The following is a 24,964-nucleotide window of genomic DNA, read 5'->3' as shown; positions in this document are numbered from 1 at the left end:
TAATATAAAAATTATGAAAAATTTTTGTGGAACAATTTTGATTTCTGGAAGAACTAATGTAGGAAAATCTACTTTATTTAATAAATTAATTGGTAATAAATTATCAATAGTATCTAATAGAAAAAATACTACAACAAAATATATATTAGGAGTTAATAATAATATAAACTATCAATCAATTTTTATTGATACTCCTGGATTTAATAATAAATATTATAAATATAACAAATTAAAAATATTTGATAAAAATTTATATATAGACATAATAATTTTAATTATAGATAGAAATATATGGAAAAAAGAAGATTCTAAAATTTCAAAAATTGCAAATAAAAATAAAATTCCGATAATTTTATTAATTAATAAAATAGACAAAATAAAAAATAAAAATATACTATTACCATTTTTAAAAAAAAAATTTAAAAAATATAATTTTTCAGAAATAATACCAATTTCTTCTAAAAAAAATATTTATTCTGAAAAAGTAAAAAAAATTATAGAAGCAAAATTACCTTGTAGAAAACATATTTTTAAAAAAGATTTTATAACTTATAATACTAAAGAATTCATTGTTTCAGAAATCTTTAGAGAAAAGTTTATGTATAATTTAAGAGATGAAATACCATATAATATTAATATAAAAGTACAATTTATAAAAAAAATATTTCATGAAAAATTATATATTAAATTGTTTATAATACCAAAGAATGTTAGATATAAAAAAATTATTATTGGAAAAAATGGAAATATTATAAAAAAATGTTGTTTTAAAGCTAAAAAAGACTTAGAAAAAATTTTTAATAAAAAAATACATATTAATATTATAATAAAATCCATTTAATTTTTTAATATATAATTTAAAAATTAAAATTTTTTTATACAAATTATATTATGAGTATCATAGGAATAGGTATTGATATAGTTGAAATAAATAGAATAAAAAAAGTTTACAATTGTTTTAAAAATAAATTTGCGGAAAGAATTTTATCTAAATTAGAATTTAAGAAATATTTATTTTTAAAAAATAAAATAAAATTTTTAACTAAAATATTTTCTTTAAAAGAAGCTTGCTCAAAAGCTTTAGGTACTGGAATTAGAAAAAAAATATCTTTTAAAAATATAGAAATATATAATAATAAATTAGGTAAACCTAAAATAAGATTTTTAAAAAATGTTTTAATATTTTCCAAAAATATGAAAGTAAGAAAAAAATATGTTAGTATAAGTTATGAAAAAAAATATTTTTGTGCTCTAGTAATATTAGAAAATTAATTTTTAAAAAAAAAAGAAAATAATTCCTATATAAAATAGAATTATTTTCTTTTTTTTTTAAAAAATTGTTGTATTATATGTTTGCATTTTTCTTTAAAAATATTATTTTTTATTTTTATTTTTTTATTTATAAACAATTTATTAAAAAATCTTTTTTTATAATAGTTTGAATTAACACCATAAACTAATTTATAAATTCTACTATTTAAAATTGCTCCAAAACACATTAAACAAGGTTGTAATGTCACATATAAAGTAGTTTGTAATAATCTATAATTTTTTAAAAAATATCCACCTTTTCTTAATGTTATTATTTCTGCATGAGCTGTGGGGTCATTTTTCTTAACAGATATATTATATCCTTTAGAAATAATTTTGTTGTTATATATCAACACTGCTCCAACTGGTACTTCATTTTTACTATTTGCTGTTTTAGCTAAAATTAATGCTTTTTTCATCCAATATTTATCTATACTTTTCACAATATTTTACCTAAAAAATATTTTTTTTGAAAATAAAAATATTAATGTTTATTTATATTTTTTAAAATTCTTAATTTTTTAGTTTGCCATTCCTTTTTTCTTTTTAAATTTCTTTTATCATATTTTTTTATTCCTTTTGCTAAACCAATTTTAACTTTGCATAAAAATTTTTTCCAAAAAAAATATATTGGTACTATTGTTATTCTTTCTTTACCAATCTTATTTGATAAATACAAAATTTCTCTTTTTGTTAATAAGAGTTTTATTTTTCTAAATGTTTTAATATTTTCATTTTTAGTAAAATTGTTTAAAAAACTTATATTAGCATTTATTAGATAAACATTATTTTTAATAATAGAAATATAACTATTTGAAATATTTATATTTTTTTTTCTTATTGACTTAATTTCCCATCCTTTTAAAACTAATCCAGCATTAATAGTTTTTATAATTTTAAAACTATGAGTTATTTTTTTATTTATTAAAAATTTTTTTTTTTTTTTCATATTATTTTAATTTTTAAAAATTAAATTTCTTAAAAAATAAAAAATAATATATAAATATATAAATATTTATTTTATAAAAATTTTTTTTAACTTTTTTTATTTACAATTACCATGGCTGGTCTTAAAAGTTTTTTATATAAAATATATCCTTTTTGTACTATATTTATTATATAATTATTTTTAAATTTTTTGTTATAAAAAATAGATATTGCTTGATGAACATTTGGATCAAATTTTACATTAACATCTTTGATTGCATATATTTTGAATTCTTTAAATATTTTAATAAAATTTTTTAATACATGTTCTAATTTTCTTAAAAAATTTAAAATACATAAATCTTTTACATTTGTTTTTAGTTCAATAGCTTTTTCTATACTATCTACGACATCAAATAATTCTATAAAAATATTTCTTAATGAATATTTATATCCATTTTCTAATTCTTTATTTAATTTTATTATATTTTTTTTTAAATTTTCTTTAGAAAAATTTTTTTTTATTAATATTTCTTTATTTAAATTTTTTATTTTTTTTAAAATTTTATTATATTTTAACAATAATTTCTTATTTTCTAATTTTAATGTTTCTATTTTATTTTTTACATACAACTTAGATTTTTCTTTCATTCAAATGCCTAAATATTTTATTTATAATAAAAATATGTTTATTACAAAAAATGTATTATTTATTTATAAATAATAAAGTATAATATTTATTTTTATAAAAAAATTATTAACTTTAATAATTAAAAAACTATAAAATCACGGTGCGAACGGGATTTGAACCCGTGACCCTCGGCGTGACAAGCCGATATTCTAACCAACTGAACTATCGCACCAATTTTATTTTTTTAAATAGTATATTTTATATAAATAAATAAATCAACTTTTTTTAAAAAATATCTAAAAAAAATTTTTTTTAATTATATTCAAATACTTTTTATGAAATAATTTTTCTTCTTTATTTGCTAATTTTAATATATTTTTTAAAAACTTTTTTTTATTTATATACAAATTTTTATTTTCTTTTTTATTTTCAAAAAAATTTATAGTATTTTGCTTTCTTGTCATTCTAATATATAATTCAGATAATATTTTTGCGTCTAATATAGCGCTATGAAAATTTCTTTTAAAATTTTTTATTTTATATCTTTTACATAAAGCATCTAAAGTATTTTTTTTACCAGGATACAAATTTCTTGCTAATGTCAATGTATCTACTATATTACAAATTTGACTAATCTTATTAACATTATGATTTATAATTGATAATTCATATTCTAAAAATTTTATATCAAAAGATGCATTATGAATTATCAAGTCAGAATTTTTTATAAAATCTATAAAACTTTCCACTATATCAGAAAAAATAGGTTTATCCAATAAAAATTCATTTGAAATTCCATGTATTTTAAAAGCTGTATTTTCTATTTTTCTATTTGGATTTAAATAACAATGAAATTTTTTTTTGGTTAATTTTCTATCTATTATTTCTACTGCTCCTATTTCAATTATTCTATGTCTATTTAAATTTTTTTTTAAAATAGAATTTATTCCTGTAGTTTCTGTATCTAAAACTACTTTTCTTTTAAATTCTTTCATATAAAATTATCTCTAAAATATTTGCTAGGAATATATTATGAAATTAGTAAAAATCTATGTAGATGGATCTTGTATAAAAAATCCTGGTCCTGGAGGATTAGGAGTATTTTTAAAATATAAAAATTATAAAAAAATATTTAAAAAAGGATTTTATCTAACTACAAATAACAGAATGGAATTAATGGCAGCTATAGAAGGACTAAAACTTTTAAAAAAAAGTTGTAAAGTAAAAATAATTACAGATAGTAAATATTTAAAATTAGGTATATCTATATGGATAGAAAAATGGAAAAAAAAAAAATGGAAAACAATTAAAAGAAAAAAAATAAAAAATTTAGATTTATGGAAAAAATTAAATAAAATAAAAAAAAAACATAAAATAAATTGTGTATGGATAAGAGGACATTCTGGAAATTATGAAAATGAAATATGTGATAAACTTGCTAAATCAGCTGCAAAAGATCCAAACTTTGTAGATTATAAATATATAAAAAAATAATTGGAGCTAAGCGGGATCGAACCGCTGACCTCCTGCGTGCAAAGCAGGCGCTCTCCCAGCTGAGCTATAGCCCCATAAAAAAATATATATGCGGATATATAGGCCTGAGTGGATTTGAACCACCGACCTCACCCTTATCAGGGGTGTGCTCTAACCAATCTGAGCTACAAGCCTGTTTTGGTATTAGAACATAAATATTACATTACATAAAAATTAGAAAATTTGTGTGGGCACGTTCTAAAAATTAAGAACGTTATTTGTAAGGAGGTGATCCAACCGCAGGTTCCCCTACAGTTACCTTGTTACGACTTCACCCCAGTTATGAACCACAAAGTGGTAAGCGCCATCCTAAAAATAAAACAAAAGGTTAAGCAAACCTGCTTCTTTTGCAATTCACTCCCATGGTGTGACGGGCGGTGTGTACAAGGCCCGGGAACGTATTCACCGTGACATTCTGATTCACGATTACTAGCGATTCCGACTTCGTGGAGTCGAGTTGCAGACTCCAGTCCGGACTACGATATATTTTATGAGGTTAGCTTATTTTCGCAAATTTGCATCTCTTTGTATATACCATTGTAGCACGTGTGTAGCCCTGGTCGTAAGGGCCATGATGACTTGACGTCGTCCCCACCTTCCTCCGGTTTATAACCGGCAGTCTCTCCTGAGTTCCCAGCATAACCTGATGGCAACAGAAGATAGGGGTTGCGCTCGTTGCGGGACTTAACCCAACATTTCACAACACGAGCTGACGACAGCCATGCAGCACCTGTCTCACAGTTCCTAAAAAAGGCACTTTTTTATCTCTAAAAAATTCTATGGATGTCAAGACCAGGTAAGGTTTTTCGCGTTGCATCGAATTAAACCACATGCTCCACCGCTTGTGCGGGCCCCCGTCAATTCATTTGAGTTTTAGCCTTGCGACCGTACTCCCCAGGCGGTCGACTTATCGCGTTAGCTTCGGAAGTCACATCTATAAGATACAACCTCCAAGTCGACATCGTTTACAGCGTGGACTACCAGGGTATCTAATCCTGTTTGCTCCCCACGCTTTCGCACCTCAGTGTCAGTATTCGTCCAGGAGGTCGCTTTCGCCACAGGTATTCCTCTAGATATCTACGCATTTCACCGCTACACCTAGAATTCTACCTCCCTCTACGATACTCTAAAAGTCTATTAGTTTCAAATGCAGTTCCTAAGTTAAGCTTAGGTATTTCACATCTGACTTAATAAACAACCTACGTGCTCTTTACGCCCAGTAATTCTGATTAACGCTAGCACCCTCCGTATTACCGCGGCTGCTGGCACGGAGTTAGCCGGTGCTTCTTCTTTAAGTAACGTCAAGGCAAAAAATTATTAATTTTTTGCTTTTCTTCCCTAACGAAAGTACTTTACAACCCAAAGGCCTTCTTCATACACGCGGCATAGCTGCATCAGGCTTGCGCCCATTGTGCAATATTCCCCACTGCTGCCTCCCGTAGGAGTCTGGACCGTGTCTCAGTTCCAGTGTGGCTGTTTGTCCTCTCAGACCAGCTAGAGATCATAGCCATGGTATGCCATTACCACACCATCAAGCTAATCTCGTCTGGGCTCATTTAAAAGTGTATGGTCTTTTTTTCAAAAGATCCCATACTTTAGTTCTAAAACATTATGCGGTATTAGCCACCATTTCTAGTGGTTATCCCCCTCTTTTAAGTAGATACCCAGATATTACTCACCCGTTTGCCGCTCGCCGACAAAAATTATAAAAACTTTTTTCGCTGCCGCTCGACTTGCATGTGTTAGGCTTGCCGCCAGCGTTCAATCTGAGCCATGATCAAACTCTTCAATTATAAAAACTTGTTTCTTAAATAAAACTAAAATAAATATATTTTCTTAATTAAAGACGTACCCACACAAATTTTCTAATATTTTTTTAAAGAACATTTAATAATTTACTTTAATAAGATTATATTTTTTTCGTAATTTTGTCAATGTTTTATTCTATTTTTTTTTATAAAAATTTTTTATTAAAAAAAAATAAAAAAAATTTGATATAATATATAAAAAATATCTAATTTATATAAAAAAAATATAAATACATTTAAAAAATAAAAATATGAAAATTAAAAAAATTATAATGAAAATCGTTATGAAATCTTTAAAATTGAATGGGATCAAAAAAAACTATGATCCTATAATAAGAAGATCATCTAAAAAACAAAATTCAGATTATCAGGCAAATGGTATTATTAAAATAGCTACAAAATTAAAAAAAAATCCTAAAAAATTTGCAAAAGCAATTATAAAAAACATTGTAAAAAATAAAATTATAGAAAAAATTACAATTTCAAAACCATGTTTTATAAACTTTTTTATAAATTTAAAATTTATTGAAAAACAAATGGAAAAAATGTTTTTACAAAAAAAAATAAAAATATTTAAAAAAAAAAAAAAAAAAATTGTTGTAGATTATTCTTCACCAAACATAGCTAAAAATATGCATGTAGGTCATTTACGATCTACTATAATAGGAGATTCTATGGTAAGAATAATGGAATTTTTAGGACATAATGTAATTAGAGAAAATCATATTGGGGATTGGGGTCATCAATATGGGATGTTGATAACATACATATTAGAAAAAAAAATAAATATTACAAAAAATATGAAATTAAAAAATTTAGAAAATTTTTATGTAAAATCCAAAAAAATGTTTGACAAAAATAAAATATTTAAAAAAAAATCTAAACACACTTTAATAAAAATGTATAAAAATAATAAAAAATATATTTCAATTTGGAAAAGAATAGTACAATTAACATTGTTAGAAAACTACAAAATATATAAAAATTTAAATGTTACATTAAAATCAAACCATACAAAAGGAGAAAGTTTTTACAAAAATATGTTAAATAAAATAATATTTGATTTGAAAAAAAAAAAAATCGCACACATATATAAAGGAAAAATAATAGTATATTTAAATAAATTTAAAAACAAATTTGGAAAAAAAATGGGTGTAATAATACAAAATGAAGATAAAACATTTTTATATTCTACAATAGATATTGCATGTATGAAATACAGATCACAAGTTATAAAAGCAGATAAAATAATTTATTATATAGACAATAGACAAAAAAGATATCTCGAACAAATTTTAGAAATATCAAAAATGGCAAAATATATATCCAAGAACTTATCTATAAAACATCATGCATTTGGAACAATATTAAAAAAAAATAAGAAACCATTTATGACTAGAAAAGGAAAAACAATTTCTTTACAACATTTAATAAATAAATCAATAGAAAAATCAAAAACGATAATCTTAAAAAAAAATAAATATATTAATAAAAAAAAATTAAATAAAACTTCAAAAATAATAGGAATAGGAGCAATAAAATATTTTGAATTATCTAAAAATAGAAAAAAAAATTATATTTTTGATTGGAAAAAAATATTAAGACTAAATGGAAATACTTCAATATATATACAATATGCATATTCCAGAATAATATCAATTATTAAAAATAATAATATTAATATAAAAAAAATAAAAGAAAAAATTATTATAACAAATTCAGAAGAAAGAAAAATATCTATAAAAATTTTACAATTTGAAGAAACAATATGTGAAATATATAAAAATGGTTATCCTAATATATTATGTAACTATTTATATAAATTAACTTCATATTTTTCTAAATTTTATGAAAAATATTTTATTTTATATGAAAAAAATATAAATATAAGAAATAGCAGAATAAAATTAATATTTATAATTTCCAAAATAATAAAAACAGGATTAAATTTATTAGGAATAAAAACTATAAAAAAAATATAAAAAAAAAATTTATAAATTTTATATTTTTATATATTCATAAATAAAATTTTTACATTTTTCCTATAATACTCGTAGATTTTATAATTAATTTATTTGGTATTTCTAAAAAAGATAATACATGTAACATAGTAAATTTTTGTCTTAAAAATTTTGATAAAATAAATCTTAAAGAATGATTTACAACTAACACAAAAAATCCATTTATATTATTTTGATGTTCCATAGCTAATTTTGTTTGAATCAAAATATTATTAGCAAGATCTGGTTCAAACAAATTCTTTTTACCATTTGTGCAAAATTTTAATAATATATTTTCCAACTTATTATCTAAAGTTATTATTTTTACAGTAGTTCTATTTTTAAAAATTTGTTGACAAATAAATTTACCTAAAGAAATTCTAACTATACTAGTTAATTCATTAGGATCTTTTGTAATTGAAGAATTGTGTATCAAAGTTTCTAATATAGTTTTAATATCTCTTATATATACTTTTTCATATAACAAATTTTTTAGTATTTGATTAAATGTAGACAAATTAATTACATTAGGAATAAATTCATCAACTAATTTTGGAATATTAATATTAACATGTTCTAATAATTTTTGAGTTTCATAATATCCAAATAATTCGTCTAAATTTTGTTTTAAAATATTATTTAAGTTAGCAACCAAAACAGAATTTGCATCTACTATTGTAAAATTCATATTTTTTGCATCAAATTCATATTTTTTATTTATCCAAAATGCTTTCATTCCATATACAGGCTCTATACAACTAGTTACATATGGAAATGAAATTTTTATATTTTGATTATTATGAATTATCATTTTTAAATTATAAAAAAGTTCACCTCTATATACTTCAATTCCTTTTATAAAAATTTTATATTCTGATTTTTTAAATAAAAAATTATTTTTTATAACAACTTCAGCAGGTAAAAATCCAATTTTATTAGCAAAGCTTTTTCTAATCATTTGTATTTTATTAATTAAATCGTGTTTAATTATTTTATTTAAAGAAAAATGTATATCTTGCCCTAATTCTATTTTTATAGTATCCTCCATGATTACATCTTTCCAAGAAGCTGCTTCTACTTTATTTTTAAAATTGTTTTTTTCCTTTATATCAAAAATATTATTTTTATAATGTTTAAAATATAATATTATACCAAAAAATAATAATAAAAATGAAGCAAATAAAAAAATTATATGAGGCATACCTGGTATTACACCAAAAATTAATAACACAATACTACTAAAAAAAAATATTTTAAAATTATTAAACAATTGACTAATAATTTGTTCACTAACGTTTTTATTATTACTTATTCTAGTTACCATAACACCAGCAGAAGTGGATATTAATAAAGATGGAATTTGAGCTACTAGTCCATCCCCTATTGTTAATAAAGAATAAGTTTTAACAGCTAGATAAAAATTCATATTATGTTGTATTATTCCTACTAATATTCCTCCTATTATATTTACAAACATAATTAATATGCCAGCTATAGCATCTCCTCTAACGAATTTATTTGCACCATCCATAGATCCATAAAAATCAGCTTCCTGAGACACCTGTATTCTTCTCTTTATAGCTTCTTTTTCATCTATAACACCAGAACTTAAATCTGCATCTATTGCCATTTGCTTTCCAGGCATTCCATCTAAAGCAAATCTAGCTCCTACTTCAGCTATTCTTCCTGAACCTTTCGTTATAACTATAAAATTTATTATTATTAATATTATAAATATTACTATACCAGTAGAAAAATTATTACCTACTAAAAAATGACCAAAAGATTCTATCACATTACCAGCAGACGAAGGTCCTATATGACCATTAATTAATATCACTCTAGTAGAAGCAATATTTAATGCTAACCTTAATAAAGTTGAAAACAATAATATTGTAGGAAAAGATATAAATTCTATAGTATTTTTTGTAAACATAGAAGATAGTAAAATCATAACAGACAGCACTATATTAAAAGTAAAAAATATGTCTAACAAGAAAGTAGGCAATGGAAGTATCATCATAGATAACAATATTAATAATACAATAGGAGAATAAAATAAATCCCACCTAATTGCTTTAATGTCTTTTAATATATTTTTTAAAATTGAAAAATTTGGTATCATATTTTTATAATCTCTAAATTATTATAATGTTTTTATCAAAATTTTTTGTTAAACGTAGGTTTTATACCACCAAATAACATCCACTTTTTCATTTTCTGTGACCAATTTATAATTTCAGCAACTGAGAAATATAATCTTTCAGGTACATATTTTCCTGAATCACAATATTTATATAACTCCATTGTTAATTTTGAATTTTCAAGAATTGGTATCATTTTAGAATATGCAATTTTTTTTATATTTAATATTTCTTTATTAGTACTTTTTCTTAATACTTTAGGAGCATGCATAGTATTTTTATCATATTTTATTGCTACACAAAAACTATTTGAAGAATCTATTAAAATAGCATTGGATGTAGAAATGTTAGTATTTTTTAAAATATTAATTTGTTCTTTTCTTTTTTTCTTTATTATACTTCTAATATTTGGATTTCCTTCTATTTTTTTAAATTCTTCTAAAACTTCATTTTTTGACATTTTTAAATTCTTATAATATTTATTATATTCTAAAAAAAAGTCAATTATAGATATTGGAACAAAAGAAAAAATTCCTATAATAGAAAAAAATATAAAAATATATAAAAAATAAAAAATATTTATATTCACATCATCTACTGAATAAATATTCAATATTTCAAATAATTTTTTTTTTATAAAAAAATAAAATATTAAAGATATAAAAAAAATTTTCATTAATGTTTTAAATAATTCTACAAATATATTAGAAGAAAAAATTTTTTTTATTCCATAAAATATATTTAATTTATTAAAATTAACCTTAATATTATTTATATTAAATCTTATTCTTCCAAAAAAAAATGGTATTAAAAAACTTGTTAAAATAGGTACAAATAAAAAAAATAAAATAAATAAAAAATTTTCTTCTATAACAGCTTTATAATATATAAAAATATTTTTATTTAATAAATAAAAATCAAATTTAAAACTATTTTTAAAAAAAATTATTAAATTTGAACAAATATTTATTCTAAATATATAGAAAATACAAAAATTAATACATAAAAACAATAAAAAAGTTAATTCTTTAGAATCTATTCTTTTACCAAGATTCTTTGCTTTTTCTAATTTATGTTCAGAAGGGTCTTCAGTCTTATCTTCATCATTATCATTTTCAGACATAAAATACCTAAAGTTTTTTAATAAAATATAAAAATTATATAATATAAATATAAAAATATTATATAATCAAAATGTTTTAAAATATAGATAAAATTTTTATATAAAACATTTTTGCAAATAAAAATATTTTAGGAAAATATATGAGAACTAGTAAATATTTACTTTTTACAAATAAAAAAAAATATACAAATGACATTGATACAAATAATCTAATTATAAAATCAAGACTGATAAAAAAAATATCTTCAGGAATATATGTTTTCTTACCTTTGGGAATTAGAATAATAGATAAAATAAAAAAAATAATTAAAATAGAAATGGAAAAGCAACATGCTATAGAAATGTTAATTCCAATTTTACAACCATCATTTTTATGGGAAAACAGCGGAAGAAAAAAAATTTTTGGAAATGAACTGTTTAAAATTATAGATAGAAAAAAAAAATTTTTTATATTAGCTCCAACTAATGAAGAAATTATAACATATATACTATATAAAGAAATAAAATCATATAAAAAGTTCCCAATAATATTATATCAAATTAATACGAAATATAGAGATGAAATAAGACCTAAAGCAGGAATTATTAGATGTAAAGAGTTTATTATGAAAGATGCATATTCATTTCATACAGAAAATAAATCTTTGAAGAAAGTATATTTTAAAATGTATAATGCATATATAAAAATTTTTAATCATTTAAACATAAAATTTTATATAGTAAAAACAAAATCAAAAAAAATGGGAGGGAAAGTATCACATGAATTTCATTCAAAATCAAAAAATGGAGAAAATTATATTTTAACAATAGAAAATTATAAAATTTCTAAAAAAATTATTGTTAAAAATATATTAAAAAATAATTTTTCATCAAAAAATCAAAAAACAAGTAATTTTGTAAAAATATTTTTAATGAAATCTAAAAAAAATAAAAAAAATATTATTGCCATTATACAAAAAAAATCAATACTAAAAATTGATAAAATAAAAAAATATTGTAATGATAATACAATAAAATTTGAAAAAAAAAAAAATGTTAAAAGATTTATAAAACAAATAAAAGATTCAAAAACATTTTTAAAAATAAGACATAAAATAATAGTAGACTTGTCTGTCTTAAAATTAAAAAATTTTTATATATATAAAAAAATAAATAAAAATAAAGAAAACAATTTTTCTGACAGTAAAAAAAATATGTTGATAAAAAAAAATTTTGAAATAAATAAAAGTATAGAAATGGCACATATATTTCAAATTGGAGAAAAATATTCTAAAAAAAACAATTTTTTTATAAAAAATAAGAAAAAAAAAAATTGTTTTGTAAAAATGGGGTGTTATGGAATAGGGATAACCAGACTAATTCCTATAATAATAGAACAAAATCACGATAATAATGAAATAAAATGGCCAACAAAAATCTCTCCATTTAAAATTATTATATTACCTATAAATAAACAAAAAAATTTAGAAGTACATAAAACTTCTGAAAATATTTATAAAACTTTAAAAAAAAATAATATAGAAGTTCTAATAGAAGATAGAATAATTTCTCCTGGAAAAATGTTTTTTGAATCTGATTTATTAGGAATAACACATATAATAATAGTTAGTGAAAAATATATAAAAAAAAATATAGTAGAATATAAAAATAGAATATTAAACATAAAAAAATTAATATCTGTAAACAAAATATTACAAACAATATTATAATTTTTTATTTTAAAACTTTAAAAAAATTTTTTCCTAAAAATAAATCTAATTGATTAAAAAAATTGTTTTTAGGAAAAATTAAAAATTTTTTTATAAAAAAATATGATTTATAATTTTCAAAATTATTTTTATATATGTTTAATTCTAATTGTCCATAATTATATTTATCTATAATATCAAATATTTTTTTTTCAACAATTTTTTTTATAATTTTCACATCTAAAAAAATTAAAATTTTTTTTAAATATTTATTTCTTAAAATTTCCATATTCTCTATTTTACATGCTATGATTCTAATTTTATTTATAAAATTATCAAAAACAACTTTTCCTTGCACTAAAATAATTTTTTTATATTTTATTAAACGTTTATATTTATTTTTTAAATTATGAAAAACTACTATTTCTATTTTATTAAAACAATCATCTAAAACAAAAGATATTATCTCATGATTATTTTTAGAAATAATTTTTCTAACAGAATGTACTATTCCAAAAATTAAAACAAATTTTTTTAAATATTTTTTATAATGTAAATTTTTTATTCTAACTATTTTTTTATATTTTTTTAATTCGCTTAAATATTTAAAAATAGGATGAGAATTTAAATAAAACCCTAAAGATAAATATTCATTATTAATTTTTTTTTCTTCTGTACATAACAAACAATTTTTTTCTTTAAACTTTATTATTTTAAAATAATCTTTATAAACATCACTAAACAAATTGTTATATATAAATTCTTTATTTTTCAAATATTGTATAGACAATTTAATAATACTTTTTAAAGATTCTCTTAAAACATTTCTATCTAGTTTAAAACAATCAAAAGCGCCTGCAAAAACTAATTTTTCTAATATACCAAAAGTAATTTTTTTACCAGCAGTTCGTATACATAAATTTAATATATCAGTAAAAATACCATTTTTTTTTCTTTCGTCTACAATAGTTTTTATAGAAGAAATTCCTATACCTTTAATAGCACCTAATGCATAAATTATACAATTTTTTTTCACATAAAATTTATAATAACTAGAATTTATATTAGGTGAAAAAATTCTAATTTTCATTCTTCTACACTCATCTATAAGAACTATTAACCTATTTATTTTATCTATTTCTACATTCATAACTGAAGACATAAATTCAGAAGGGTAATATGTTTTTAACCACATAGTTTGATATGTTATCATAGCATATGCAGTAGAATGTGATTTATTAAAACCATATCCAGCAAACTTTTCTAACAAATCAAAAATTTTAGAAGAAAAAATTTTACTTATACCTTGTTTTGTTGCACCATCTTGAAAAAATTTTCTTTGTTTCTTCATTTCTTTTGGGTCTTTCTTTGAAATAGCTCTTCTAAAAATGTCTGCATTGCCTAAAGTATATCCTGCTAACAATTGAGCTATTTGCATGACCTGTTCTTGATATAATATTATTCCATAAGTAGATTTTAATATAGGTTTTAAAGAAAGATCTTGCCAATTTTTATCAGGATAATATATTTTTTCTAAACCTTTTTTTCTATCAATAAAATTTTTTACCATACCAGATTGTAATGGACCAGGTCTAAACAAAGCTACTAAAGCAATTATATCTTCAAAAGAATCTGGATTTATTTTTCTAATCAAATTTTGCATGCCTCTAGATTCTAATTGAAATATAGCTATTGTATTAGCATTTTTAAATATTGTAAAAACTTTTTTATCTGATATATTAATACTATTAATATCTATTTTTTTACAATTTTTTACATTATGTTTTTGTATCATTAACAAAGTATTTTCTATTACAGTCAATGTTCTTAATCCTAACAAATCAAATTTTATCAAACCAATATTTTCTAAATCATTTTTATCAAATTGAGTTATAGAATTTTTACAATCATTATCAAAATATAAAGGAACATGATTAATTATTTTAGTTGGAGATATTATTATACCTCCAGAATGTTTACCTACATTTTTAACTACTCCTTCTAATTTTTTAGAAAAATTTACTAAAACTTTAACATCTTTATCTTTTTCATATAATTTTTTTAAATCTGTTTGATTTCTAAAAGCTTTTTTAATAGTAATACCGAAATCTATAGGAATTAATTTAGAAATATAATTTATAAATCCATATGGATATCCTAAAACTCTACCTACATCTCTAATAACAGATTTTGCAGACATAGTACCAAAAGTAATTATTTGAGAAACATGATCTTTTCCATATATTTTAGAAATGTGTGAAATTACTATATCTCTTTTTTCCATACAAAAATCTATATCAAAATCTGGCATAGATAATCTTTCTGGATTTAAAAATCTTTCAAAAAGTAAATCAAAATCCATTGGATTAATTTCTGTGATAAATAATGCATATGCTACTAAAGATCCAGCTCCTGAGCCTCTTCCCGGCCCTACAGGAATATTTTTTTTTTTAGCCCATAATATAAATTCCATAACAATTAAAAAATATCCAGGAAAACCCATTTTATTTATAATTTTTATTTCATATGACAATCTTTTGTAATATTTTCTTAAAACTTTAATACTTATTTTTTTGTTTAAATAAATTTTATGTAATCTTTTTTTTATTCCAGAGCATGATTTTTGTATTAAAAATTTTTCAGAAGAAATATTTTTTTTTAAAAATTTTGGTAAAAAATATTTTTTTGAAGAAAAAATAACATTACATCTTTTTGATATTTCCACACTATTTTTAATGACATCAGGCATATCTGAAAACAAATCTAACATATCATTTTCAGATTTAAAATATTGTTGTTTAGTATAATCATGATTATCTTTAGTTTTATATAAAGATATTCCTTTATTTATACAAACTCTTATATTATGAATTTTAAAATCATTTTTATTAATAAAACATACTTTATTGGTAGCAACTACTGGAACATTATAAAAATAAGAAATTTTTAACAACTTATTTATAAAAAATTCTTCATCTAATTTTTTTATTCTAACAATTTCTAAATAAAAAGAATCATAGAAATACTTTTTACAAAAATCTAAATATTTTTTTAAAGTATAAAAATTATTTTCTCCTAAACAATTATATAATTCATAAAAAATATCAAAATTTATTATTAACAATAAACCTTCATTATTTTTTTTTAAATAACTGCAATCAATATAATTCAAATCTTTTTTTTTTAATAAATTATTTTTTTGAATTTTTGAAGATATTAAAACTAAGTTATTATAACCAGAAATGTTTTTTGCAAATAAAATAATTTTTATATATTTCTTTAAAAACTTTATTTTTAAGCTAACACCTAAAATTGGTTTTATACCATAATAATGTGCAAAATTATAAAATTTTATCATTCCAAACATATTTCCGAAATCATTAATACCTAAAGCAGTCATATTAAAATCAAAAGCTTTTTTCAATAATTCCTTTGGTTTATTTAAACCATCTACAATAGAATAATCTGATCTTATATTCAAATGTACAAATTTAAAACTTTTCATAAAAATCTCTATTTAAAATCAAATATAAAAAATTTATTTTAAAATACATATAAAACTTGATAAACATGCAACTTTCTTATTTACAATAATTTTTCCATGAAATATATATGAGTTTAAAACTTTTCTAAACATCGTAACATTACATATTATACAATCTTTATAACTAACAGGAAAAAAAAATTTAGCAAAATTTATTTTTGCTAAATAAAACATTTTATTTTTATAATTAAACTTTTTGCTTTCGTATAACAATATTAATGAAGTTTGATGAAAAATTTCTAACATTAATACACCTGGATAAGCATAATTATTTATAAAATGTCTTCTTAAAAAAAAATCATTTTTTTTTATTTTTTTAAAAGATTTTATAAAAATATGTTTTTTTAAATAAATAACTCCATCTACCAATAAAAATGGGCTTTTATATGGCATATAAGTTAATAACTTTTTATAATTTATTATTTTTTCTTTTTTCATAGTATAATAAAAAATATGTTAAAGTTATAATACATTAATTTTTATTAATAATTATCTTTTCCAAAATAATAATTAAACAAAATAATTTTTTGATAAAAAATGTATTTTAAAAAATTTTATATTTTAATATTATTTAATTATTTTTTAAATAATTTTCTTTTAAATATAATGTTTTATCAATTTTTGTTATAAAATCATTTGTTACATTTTGAACAATCTTTTCTATTTTATATTTACTATCTTTATCAATGTTTTTTTTTAAATACATATTATTAAATTTTGTGTTAACATCTCTTCTTACAATTCTAATATTAACTTTAGCTATTTCACCTTCTTTATAAATCAATTTTATAAATTTAGTTCTTTTTTCAGATGTTATTAAAGGAACTGTTACAAAAACATCATTATCTTTTGTATAAGGATTGACATCAATATTAGATTTTAAAATAGACTGTATAATAATATTATTAATTGATTTATCAAACGCACTAATTCTCAAAGTTTTTGTATTATATACTGTAATTCTAGAAATTTTATTTAATAAAACTTTTTTACCATAATATATTAAAGAAATATTTGACAATAGCATAACATTAGCAGATCCAACTCTTATAGAATCAATTTTTTTTAAAAAAATATTAAAACATTTTTTCATCTTTTTTATAGAATAATCTTTAGCATAATTTATCAAAGCAAAACCTCAAAAAAACATAAAAATTATTATAAATATATATATTATATCTTTTTTTAAAATAAAAATAAAACTTAAAATATTTTTTCATACAAAAAACAAAAATATATAGAAGCTGTATAAAAAAACAGCTTCTTTAACATAAATTTAAAAAATTTTTATCATTCTCCAATTTCAAATCTAACAAAATTTTTTATTATTATATTATTTTCTAAAGAAAATTGTTCTATAGTCTTTTTTTCATCAATAACAAAATTTTGTGTCATTAAAACTATGTTAGAAAAACTTTTTTTAATTTTTCCTTTTACTATTTTATTAAAAAACTTATTTGGTTTTTTTAATTTTTTTGTTAATTCTGATTGAATTTCTTTTTCTTTTTTAAAAACATCTTTTGGAATACTATCAAAATTTAAATATTTTGGATTTTTTGCTATTATATGCATAGAAATTTTTTTTAAAACATCTTCATTAACATAATCATTAGAATTAGAATTAGAATTAGAATTATTTAAGTTTTCTGCTAATATTATTACTCCTATTCTATTACAATGAACATAATTATAAATATTTTTTCCAATAAAATACTTATATCTATTTATTGTAATATTTTCATTTACTCTATTTAATAACTCAATTCTGTCTTCTTCAAAATGTTTTTTTATAAAATTAAAATTTTTACAAAAATTTTTTGTAGAATATTTTATTATATTATTTCCAAATTGATAAAAATCTTTACTTTTAGAAACAAAATCTGTTTGACATTTTATTTCTAAAAGCACACAAAAATTTCCTTTTTTCCCAGACAATATAATACCATTATAAGTTTTTTTTATTTTCTTTTCTTCTGATTTTATAATTCCTTTTTTTCTCAAATTAAAAATTGCTTTTTTTATGTTTCCATTTGTATAAATTATTTCTTTTTTACAATCTAAAATTCCAACTCCAGTTTGTTTTCTTAGTTTTTTAATTATATTGTAAGAAATATTTTTCATAAAATTTTCCTAAAATTATATTAAATATAATATTTCAAATATTTTTATGTTAATAAAAAAATTAAATTTTTTTTATAACTTTATGTTCTTCAATAGATATAGCTTTTTTAATAACATTTAGATACAATTCTACAGATCTTACAGAATCATCATTTCCTGGAATTATAAAATCTATTTTGTCAGGATTAGAATTAGTATCTACTATAGAAAATACTATTATTCCTAAATTCTTAGCTTCAGAAATAGCAATTTTTTCATAATTAGCATCTATAACAAACAAAGCATCAGGAAGACCACCCATGTTTTTAATTCCACCTAAACTGTTTTCTAATTTGTTTAACTTTCTCATTTTTAACAAAACTTCTTTCTTTGTAAGTTTTTCAAAAGTGCCATCTAAAGATTCTAATTCTAAATCTTTTAATCTTTTTATAGATTGTCTAACTGTTTTCCAATTTGTTAACATTCCACCAAGCCATTTTTTATTAACATAAAATTGTTTGCAATAAATAGCAGTGTCTTTTACTATTTTAGATGCTACTTTTTTAGTTCCAACAAATAATATTTTATTTCCTTTTTTACACATTCTTTTTAATTCTAAAATAGCATTGTTTAATAATGGCATAGTTTTTTCTAAATTTATTATATGTATTTTGTTTTGAGAACCAAATATAAATGGTTTCATTTTTGGATTCCAATGTCTAGTTTGATGACCAAAATGTACCCCAGCTTTCAACATATCTTTCATAGATATAATTTTCATAAAACATAATTTCCTAAAAATTTTAATAAAAAAATATATTAATTTTTTAAATACTTTTTATACTATATTATAAATTAAAACAAATTTTTAAAAAAATAAAAAATAATAAAAAAAAATGGTAAAAATAAAAACTAAAGAAGAAATAGAAAAAATGAAAATTGCTGGAAAATTAACAGCAGAAGTGTTAGAAATGATAAAAAATTATATGCATCCAGGAATTACAACTCAAGAAATAGACAAAATATGTCATGATTATATTATACACAAACAAAAAGCTATACCTGCATGTTTAGGATATAAAGGATTTCCAAAATCAACTTGTATATCTATAAATAATGTAGTATGTCATGGAATACCAAATAAAGAAAAAATAAAAAATGGAGATATAGTCAATGTAGATATATCTGTAATAAAAAATGGATATCATGGTGATTCTTCAAAAATGTTTATTATAGGTGATGTAAAAAAAAAATACAAAGATTTATGTAAATCAACAAAAAAAAGTTTATATATAGCTATAAGACTTATAAAACCTGGAATAAAAATTTCAAAAATAGGAAAAAATATACAAAAATATATATTTAAAAAAAATTTTTCTATAGTAGAAGATTACTGCGGTCATGGAATAGGAAAAAAATTTCATGAAGACCCACAAATATTACATTATAAAAATAATAGTCAAATAACAATTTTAAAAGAAGGAATGACATTTACTATAGAGCCTATGATAAATTTTGGAAAAAAAGAAGTATATTGTTGTAAAGATGGGTGGACAGTTAAAACAAAAGATAAAAGTTACTCAGCTCAATATGAGCATACCATTTTAGTAACAAAATATGGATGTAAAATATTAACAATTAGAAAAGAAGAAAATATAAACAAAATATTAATGAATAAGAAATAAAAAATGTTATAATATTAAAAATTAATATATTTATTAAAATACAATTTTTTCAAAAAAAAAGAGAAAATATGCAAAAAATAAAAGAAATAATAAAAAATGCATTTGAAAAAAGACAAAATATAAATTTAAAAGAAAAAAACAAAGAATTAATAAATTCTGTAAATAAAGTTATAAAAATGTTAGATAATGGTGAAATTAGAGTATCAGAAAAACATGAAACATCATGGAAAACTAATACATGGATAAAAAAAGCAATATTATTAAAATTTATATTATCAAAAAATAAAATAATACACAGTTTAGAAACAACATATTATGATAAGATAAAATTAAAATACACAGATTATCATGATGAACAATTTGAAAAAGAAAAAGTTAGAATAGTTCCTCAAGCTACTGTAAGATATGGATCATTTATAAACAAAAAAAGTGTTCTTATGCCATGTTATATAAATATAGGCGCATATGTCGGAAAAAATACAATGATAGATACATGGTCTACAATTGGTTCTTGTGCACAAATTGGAAATAATGTACATATATCTGGAGGAGTAGGAATAGGAGGAGTTCTAGAGCCATTACAATCAAACCCAACTATTATAGAAGATAATTGTTTTATAGGAGCAAGATCAGAAATAGTTGAAGGAATAATAGTTGAAAAAGGATCAGTAATTTCTATGGGCGTATATATTGGTCAAAGTACTAAAATATATAATAGAAATACTGGTAAAATAACTTATGGAAAAATACCGTCTGGATCTGTAGTAGTTCCTGGATCTATTCAATCAAAAGATAAAACACATAGTTTATATTGTGCTGTTATAGTAAAAACAGTAGATTCTGAAACATTAAAAAAAACAAAAATAAATGATATTTTAAGAAATTTTTAAAAATATATTTTTTGTTCTTCTGACAAATATTTTATCGGAAGAACAAAAGAACATTTATAATTTCATAAATAAATATATATTACTATTTGCTCTTTTTATATAAAAAATTAATAAAATATTTTTTTTAGATACAAAATTGTCTAATTCTTTTAAACTATATATATTATTTTTATTGATATTTATTATTATATCATTTTTTCTAAATCCTAATTTATATGCATAACTATTAAATTTTACATAATTAACTTTTATAATATTATTTCCATTTTTCTTAATCATAGAAATTATTAATCCTGGTATTTTTTTATATGTATTAACATCATTTCTAATAAAATTTTCAAAACTACTCATTTTAATAAATAAATGTTTTATTTGACCGTCTCTTATTATATCTAGTTCTATATTTTTATCTAAAGGAAAAGAATAAATTTCTGCCTTAAAAGAAAGAAAATTTTTTATTCTTTTATGGTTCATAGAAATTATTATGTCTCCAGGAGACATACCACATTTTTCAGCTACAGAATCTGATATTACTTCACTAACAAAAATTCCTGTATTTATATTTAAATTCATAGCATTTGATATTTCTTGATTTATTTCAATTCCTATTATTCCTAATTCTCTATTCTGAACTTTTCCATATTTTTCTATTTGCTTTATTAAATTTTTTACCATATTAGAAGGTATTGAAAAACCTATTCCTATATTGCCTCCTCCAGGAGATAAAATTGCAGTATTTAAACCAATTAATTCACCGTTTAAATTTACTAAAGCTCCCCCTGAACTACCTCGATTAATTGAAGCATCAGTTTGAATAAAATTTTCATAATTTTCTATATTTAATCCATTTCTGCCAATTGCTGATACAATCCCATAAGTTGCAGTGTTACCTAAACCATAAGGATTTCCAATTGCTATTGCATAATCTCCAACTCTAACTTTATCAGAATCACAAAATTTTATTGATACTAAATTTTTTGCTTTTATCAATTTTATTAACGCTATATCAGAACTATCATCCACTCCAATTACTTTTGCATTAAATATTCTACCATCATTTAATTTAACGTTTATTTTATAAGAATTACTTATTACATGACTATTGGTAACTACATATCCATTTTTAGAATCTATTATAATTCCAGAACCTAATGAGCTAAAATATCTATTTTCTAATTTTTTATCATGCTTATTTTTATAAGTTTCTACAAAATTATCTTCATACATTTCATTATTATCTTTTTTATCAAGATTTTTAAACCCTTCAGCATCTATACTAACTACAGAAGATATTACCTTATCAATAGTATTTGATAAACTTGGTAAATTTTCTTTGCAAAAGTTAAAACTACTAGCTTCTACTAAACTAGTACAATTTGAAAAAATAAATAAAACACTAAAAAAAATAACATTAATATAAAACTTTAAATTTCTAAAAAAATTATACATAAATTGTCTCACGAAAAATATTAAAAACATTTTATAAAATTATATGATAATATTTAATATTAAATACAATTATAAAATTTTTAAAATGTTTACAATTATTTTTAAAAATATAAATTAAAAAATATATAAATATATATTATAAAGGAAAAAACATGTTAGGAGCAGATTTAGTAGTAAATTCTTTAATAAAACAAAAAACTAAATATATATTTGGATATCCTGGAGGAGCTGTTTTAGATATTTATGATGCTATAAAAAGAATAGGTAAAATAAAACATATATTAGTAAGACATGAACAAGCAGCAACACATATGGCTGATGGATATGCTAGATCTACTGGAAAAACAGGAGTAGTGTTAGTTACGTCTGGACCTGGAGCTACAAATGCAATAACTGGAATAGCAACATCTTATATGGATTCTATACCTATAGTAATAATATCTGGACAAGTAGATTCTTCTTTGATAGGAAAGGATGCTTTTCAAGAATGTGATATGATTGGAATCTCAAGACCAATAGTTAAACATAGTTTTATAATAAGAAGAACTTCAGAAATATGTGAAACATTTAAAAAATCTTTTTGCATAGCATCTTCAGATCGAAAAGGACCGGTAGTAATAGACATTCCGAAAAACATATTATCAAAAAATATAAAAAATTTTTTTGTTTTAAAAAAAAATAGTACAAAAAATAAAAAAAAAAATATATATATAGAAAAAAAAAAAATAAATAAAATATTTTATAAATTAATAAAATCAAAAAAACCAATTATATACGTAGGTGGAGGAATAATATCTTCTAATTGTAGTAAACATTTGTTAACTTTATTAGAAAAATTACATTTTCCAATTACCACGTCTTTAATGGGTTTAGGGTCCATACCTGGTAGACATGCACAATGTCTTGGAATGTTAGGAATGCATGGAACATATGAAGCTAACATGGCAATGCATTATTCGGATTTAATATTAGCTATAGGAGTTAGATTTGATGATAGAACCACTAATAACATTTCTAAATATTGCCCAAATGCAGAAATTATACATATAGATATAGATCCTACTTCAATTTCAAAAACTATAAAATCAAAAATTTCTATCGTAACGGATGCAAAACATTTTATAAAAAAAATTATAAAAGTTTTAAACAAAAAAAAATATAAAAAAAATAATATAAAAAAATGGTGGAATAAAATACAACTTTGGAGAAATCTTAATAGTTTAAAATATAATAATATATCTAATAAAATAAAACCACAATATGTTATAGAAACACTATGGAAAATCACAAAAGGAAAAGCATATATTACATCAGATGTTGGTCAGCATCAAATGTTCACAGCTTTACATTATTCTTTTGAAAAACCGAGACATTGGATAAATTCTGGAGGTTTAGGGACAATGGGTTTTGGATTACCAGCAGCATTAGGAGTCAAACTAGCATTTCCTAAAAAAAATGTAATTTGTATAACAGGAGACGGAAGCATCCAAATGAACATACAAGAATTGTCTACAGCAAAACAATATAAAATACCTATTTTAATAATAAATTTAAATAATAATGTATTAGGAATGGTAAGACAATGGCAAGATATAAATTATTCTAGTAGATACTCACAATCATACATGAAATCATTACCGAACTTCTCTAAATTAGCAGAATCATATGGGCATATAGGAATAGAAATACATGAAAAAAAAGAATTGCAAAAAAATATAAAAAATGCTTTAAAAAAAACAAAAATAAAAAAATTGGTTTTTTTAGATATAAAAATTGATCCTTTAGAACATGTATATCCTATGCAAATTAAAGGATTAGGAATGAATAATATGACGTTAAAAAATGTTAGGAAAAAATTATGAAAAAAATTATATATATTTTATTAGAAAATAAATCTGGTGTATTATCTAGAATAATAGGTTTATTTTCTCAAAGAGGATATAATATAAAAAATATTAAAGTAAAACCTTTTAAAAATAACAAAAAATTATCTAAAGCTATAGTAGAATTTTATAACAATAAACATGCAAATAACAAAATAAAAAAACAAATATCAAAATTAATAGATGTTTTAAATGTAGAAATAATAAAAAAATCTATTTAAAAAATATAAAATAAATTATATAAAACA

Annotated in this window: 21 protein-coding genes, 3 tRNA genes and 1 rRNA gene; 9 read left to right on the top strand and 16 right to left on the bottom strand. The window is 20.6% G+C overall.

Features of this window, described 5'->3' with window-relative positions:
- Positions 1-13 precede the first annotated feature (13 nt).
- Both era and acpS read left to right on the top strand, forming a co-directional pair.
- Positions 14-841, top strand: a complete 828-nt coding sequence (era, locus tag RJD44_RS00895) for a GTPase Era (protein WP_343190104.1) — start codon at positions 14-16, stop codon at positions 839-841.
- Positions 842-891: 50 nt separating this feature from the next.
- The gene (gene acpS / locus RJD44_RS00890) at positions 892-1,272 is read left to right on the top strand and encodes a holo-ACP synthase (protein WP_343190103.1); all 381 of its coding nucleotides are present in this window, start codon (positions 892-894) and stop codon (positions 1,270-1,272) included.
- A 41-nt stretch (positions 1,273-1,313) separates the two neighbouring features.
- Here acpS and tadA read toward each other — a convergent pair whose 3' ends face one another.
- From tadA to dnaQ, 5 genes are all read right to left on the bottom strand, one after another.
- Positions 1,314-1,754: a tRNA adenosine(34) deaminase TadA gene (tadA, locus tag RJD44_RS00885; RefSeq protein ID WP_343190102.1), complete on the bottom strand. Its 441-nt coding sequence runs from the start codon at positions 1,752-1,754 to the stop codon at positions 1,314-1,316.
- Between the two features lie 41 nt (positions 1,755-1,795).
- Entirely contained in the window at positions 1,796-2,260 is a 465-nt protein-coding gene (gene smpB / locus RJD44_RS00880; protein WP_343190101.1) for an SsrA-binding protein SmpB, read from the bottom strand.
- A gap of 86 nt (positions 2,261-2,346) precedes the next feature.
- Positions 2,347-2,889: a nucleotide exchange factor GrpE gene (locus RJD44_RS00875; RefSeq protein ID WP_343190100.1), complete on the bottom strand. Its 543-nt coding sequence runs from the start codon at positions 2,887-2,889 to the stop codon at positions 2,347-2,349.
- 138 nt (positions 2,890-3,027) lie between these two features.
- Positions 3,028-3,101, bottom strand: a tRNA-Asp gene (locus RJD44_RS00870).
- 64 nt (positions 3,102-3,165) lie between these two features.
- Entirely contained in the window at positions 3,166-3,864 is a 699-nt protein-coding gene (dnaQ, locus tag RJD44_RS00865; RefSeq protein WP_343190099.1) for a DNA polymerase III subunit epsilon, read from the bottom strand.
- Between the two features lie 34 nt (positions 3,865-3,898).
- Between dnaQ and rnhA the strand changes: the two genes are divergently transcribed.
- Entirely contained in the window at positions 3,899-4,363 is a 465-nt protein-coding gene (rnhA, locus tag RJD44_RS00860) for a ribonuclease HI (RefSeq protein ID WP_343190119.1), read from the top strand.
- Position 4,364: 1 nt separating this feature from the next.
- On the opposite strand, the gene RJD44_RS00855 is transcribed toward rnhA, so the two are convergent.
- The 3 genes from RJD44_RS00855 to RJD44_RS00845 form a co-directional block, all read right to left on the bottom strand.
- Positions 4,365-4,437, bottom strand: a tRNA-Ala gene (locus RJD44_RS00855).
- Positions 4,438-4,462: 25 nt separating this feature from the next.
- Positions 4,463-4,537: transfer RNA gene (locus RJD44_RS00850), tRNA-Ile, on the bottom strand.
- 86 nt (positions 4,538-4,623) lie between these two features.
- Positions 4,624-6,195, bottom strand: a 16S ribosomal RNA gene (locus tag RJD44_RS00845).
- Positions 6,196-6,461: 266 nt separating this feature from the next.
- On the opposite strand from RJD44_RS00845, the gene argS reads away from it, so the two are divergent.
- Positions 6,462-8,192, top strand: coding sequence for an arginine--tRNA ligase (gene argS, locus RJD44_RS00840; RefSeq protein ID WP_343190098.1), 1,731 nt, complete (start codon positions 6,462-6,464; stop codon positions 8,190-8,192).
- A gap of 49 nt (positions 8,193-8,241) precedes the next feature.
- Here argS and RJD44_RS00835 read toward each other — a convergent pair whose 3' ends face one another.
- Together RJD44_RS00835 and RJD44_RS00830 are read right to left on the bottom strand one after the other, a co-directional pair.
- Entirely contained in the window at positions 8,242-10,335 is a 2,094-nt protein-coding gene (locus tag RJD44_RS00835) for a flagellar biosynthesis protein FlhA (RefSeq protein WP_428994203.1), read from the bottom strand.
- A 35-nt stretch (positions 10,336-10,370) separates the two neighbouring features.
- Positions 10,371-11,477: an EscU/YscU/HrcU family type III secretion system export apparatus switch protein gene (locus tag RJD44_RS00830; protein ID WP_343190097.1), complete on the bottom strand. Its 1,107-nt coding sequence runs from the start codon at positions 11,475-11,477 to the stop codon at positions 10,371-10,373.
- A 140-nt stretch (positions 11,478-11,617) separates the two neighbouring features.
- Here RJD44_RS00830 and RJD44_RS00825 point away from each other — a divergent pair, with 140 nt between their 5' ends.
- The gene (locus RJD44_RS00825) at positions 11,618-13,186 is read left to right on the top strand and encodes an aminoacyl--tRNA ligase-related protein (RefSeq protein ID WP_343190096.1); all 1,569 of its coding nucleotides are present in this window, start codon (positions 11,618-11,620) and stop codon (positions 13,184-13,186) included.
- Positions 13,187-13,190: 4 nt separating this feature from the next.
- Here the strand turns inward: RJD44_RS00825 and dnaE are convergent, their stop codons facing one another.
- The 5 genes from dnaE to rpsB form a co-directional block, all read right to left on the bottom strand.
- Entirely contained in the window at positions 13,191-16,670 is a 3,480-nt protein-coding gene (gene dnaE, locus RJD44_RS00820; RefSeq protein WP_343190095.1) for a DNA polymerase III subunit alpha, read from the bottom strand.
- 33 nt (positions 16,671-16,703) lie between these two features.
- The gene (locus RJD44_RS00815) at positions 16,704-17,102 is read right to left on the bottom strand and encodes a hypothetical protein (RefSeq protein ID WP_343190094.1); all 399 of its coding nucleotides are present in this window, start codon (positions 17,100-17,102) and stop codon (positions 16,704-16,706) included.
- A 178-nt stretch (positions 17,103-17,280) separates the two neighbouring features.
- On the bottom strand, positions 17,281-17,838 hold the full coding sequence (locus RJD44_RS00810) for a ribosome recycling factor (RefSeq protein ID WP_343190093.1): 558 nt from the start codon (positions 17,836-17,838) through the stop codon (positions 17,281-17,283).
- A gap of 161 nt (positions 17,839-17,999) precedes the next feature.
- Positions 18,000-18,830: a translation elongation factor Ts gene (gene tsf, locus RJD44_RS00805; RefSeq protein WP_343190092.1), complete on the bottom strand. Its 831-nt coding sequence runs from the start codon at positions 18,828-18,830 to the stop codon at positions 18,000-18,002.
- A gap of 61 nt (positions 18,831-18,891) precedes the next feature.
- Positions 18,892-19,590 carry a 30S ribosomal protein S2 gene (gene rpsB, locus RJD44_RS00800; protein ID WP_343190091.1) on the bottom strand — a complete coding sequence of 233 codons (699 nt, stop codon included), beginning with the start codon at positions 19,588-19,590 and terminating at the stop codon, positions 18,892-18,894.
- Positions 19,591-19,705: 115 nt separating this feature from the next.
- Between rpsB and map the strand changes: the two genes are divergently transcribed.
- Entirely contained in the window at positions 19,706-20,494 is a 789-nt protein-coding gene (gene map, locus RJD44_RS00795; protein ID WP_343190090.1) for a type I methionyl aminopeptidase, read from the top strand.
- Between the two features lie 68 nt (positions 20,495-20,562).
- Positions 20,563-21,384, top strand: coding sequence for a 2,3,4,5-tetrahydropyridine-2,6-dicarboxylate N-succinyltransferase (dapD, locus tag RJD44_RS00790; protein WP_343190089.1), 822 nt, complete (start codon positions 20,563-20,565; stop codon positions 21,382-21,384).
- A 54-nt stretch (positions 21,385-21,438) separates the two neighbouring features.
- Here dapD and RJD44_RS00785 read toward each other — a convergent pair whose 3' ends face one another.
- Positions 21,439-22,833, bottom strand: a complete 1,395-nt coding sequence (locus RJD44_RS00785; RefSeq protein ID WP_343190088.1) for a Do family serine endopeptidase — start codon at positions 22,831-22,833, stop codon at positions 21,439-21,441.
- Between the two features lie 152 nt (positions 22,834-22,985).
- Here RJD44_RS00785 and ilvB point away from each other — a divergent pair, with 152 nt between their 5' ends.
- Together ilvB and ilvN are read left to right on the top strand one after the other, a co-directional pair.
- Positions 22,986-24,695 carry a biosynthetic-type acetolactate synthase large subunit gene (gene ilvB / locus RJD44_RS00780; protein ID WP_343190087.1) on the top strand — a complete coding sequence of 570 codons (1,710 nt, stop codon included), beginning with the start codon at positions 22,986-22,988 and terminating at the stop codon, positions 24,693-24,695.
- Entirely contained in the window at positions 24,692-24,937 is a 246-nt protein-coding gene (ilvN, locus tag RJD44_RS00775) for an acetolactate synthase small subunit (RefSeq protein WP_343190086.1), read from the top strand. The genes ilvB and ilvN overlap by 4 nt, the downstream gene beginning before the upstream one ends.
- Positions 24,938-24,964: the final 27 nt, after the last annotated feature.

It is taken from the genome of Buchnera aphidicola (Astegopteryx bambusae) (genome assembly GCF_039365365.1).
Classification (GTDB): Bacteria; Pseudomonadota; Gammaproteobacteria; order Enterobacterales; family Enterobacteriaceae; genus Buchnera_G; species Buchnera_G aphidicola_B.
Note: the sequence above shows the minus strand (reverse complement) of the source record. Positions and strands in the feature narration are given on the sequence as shown.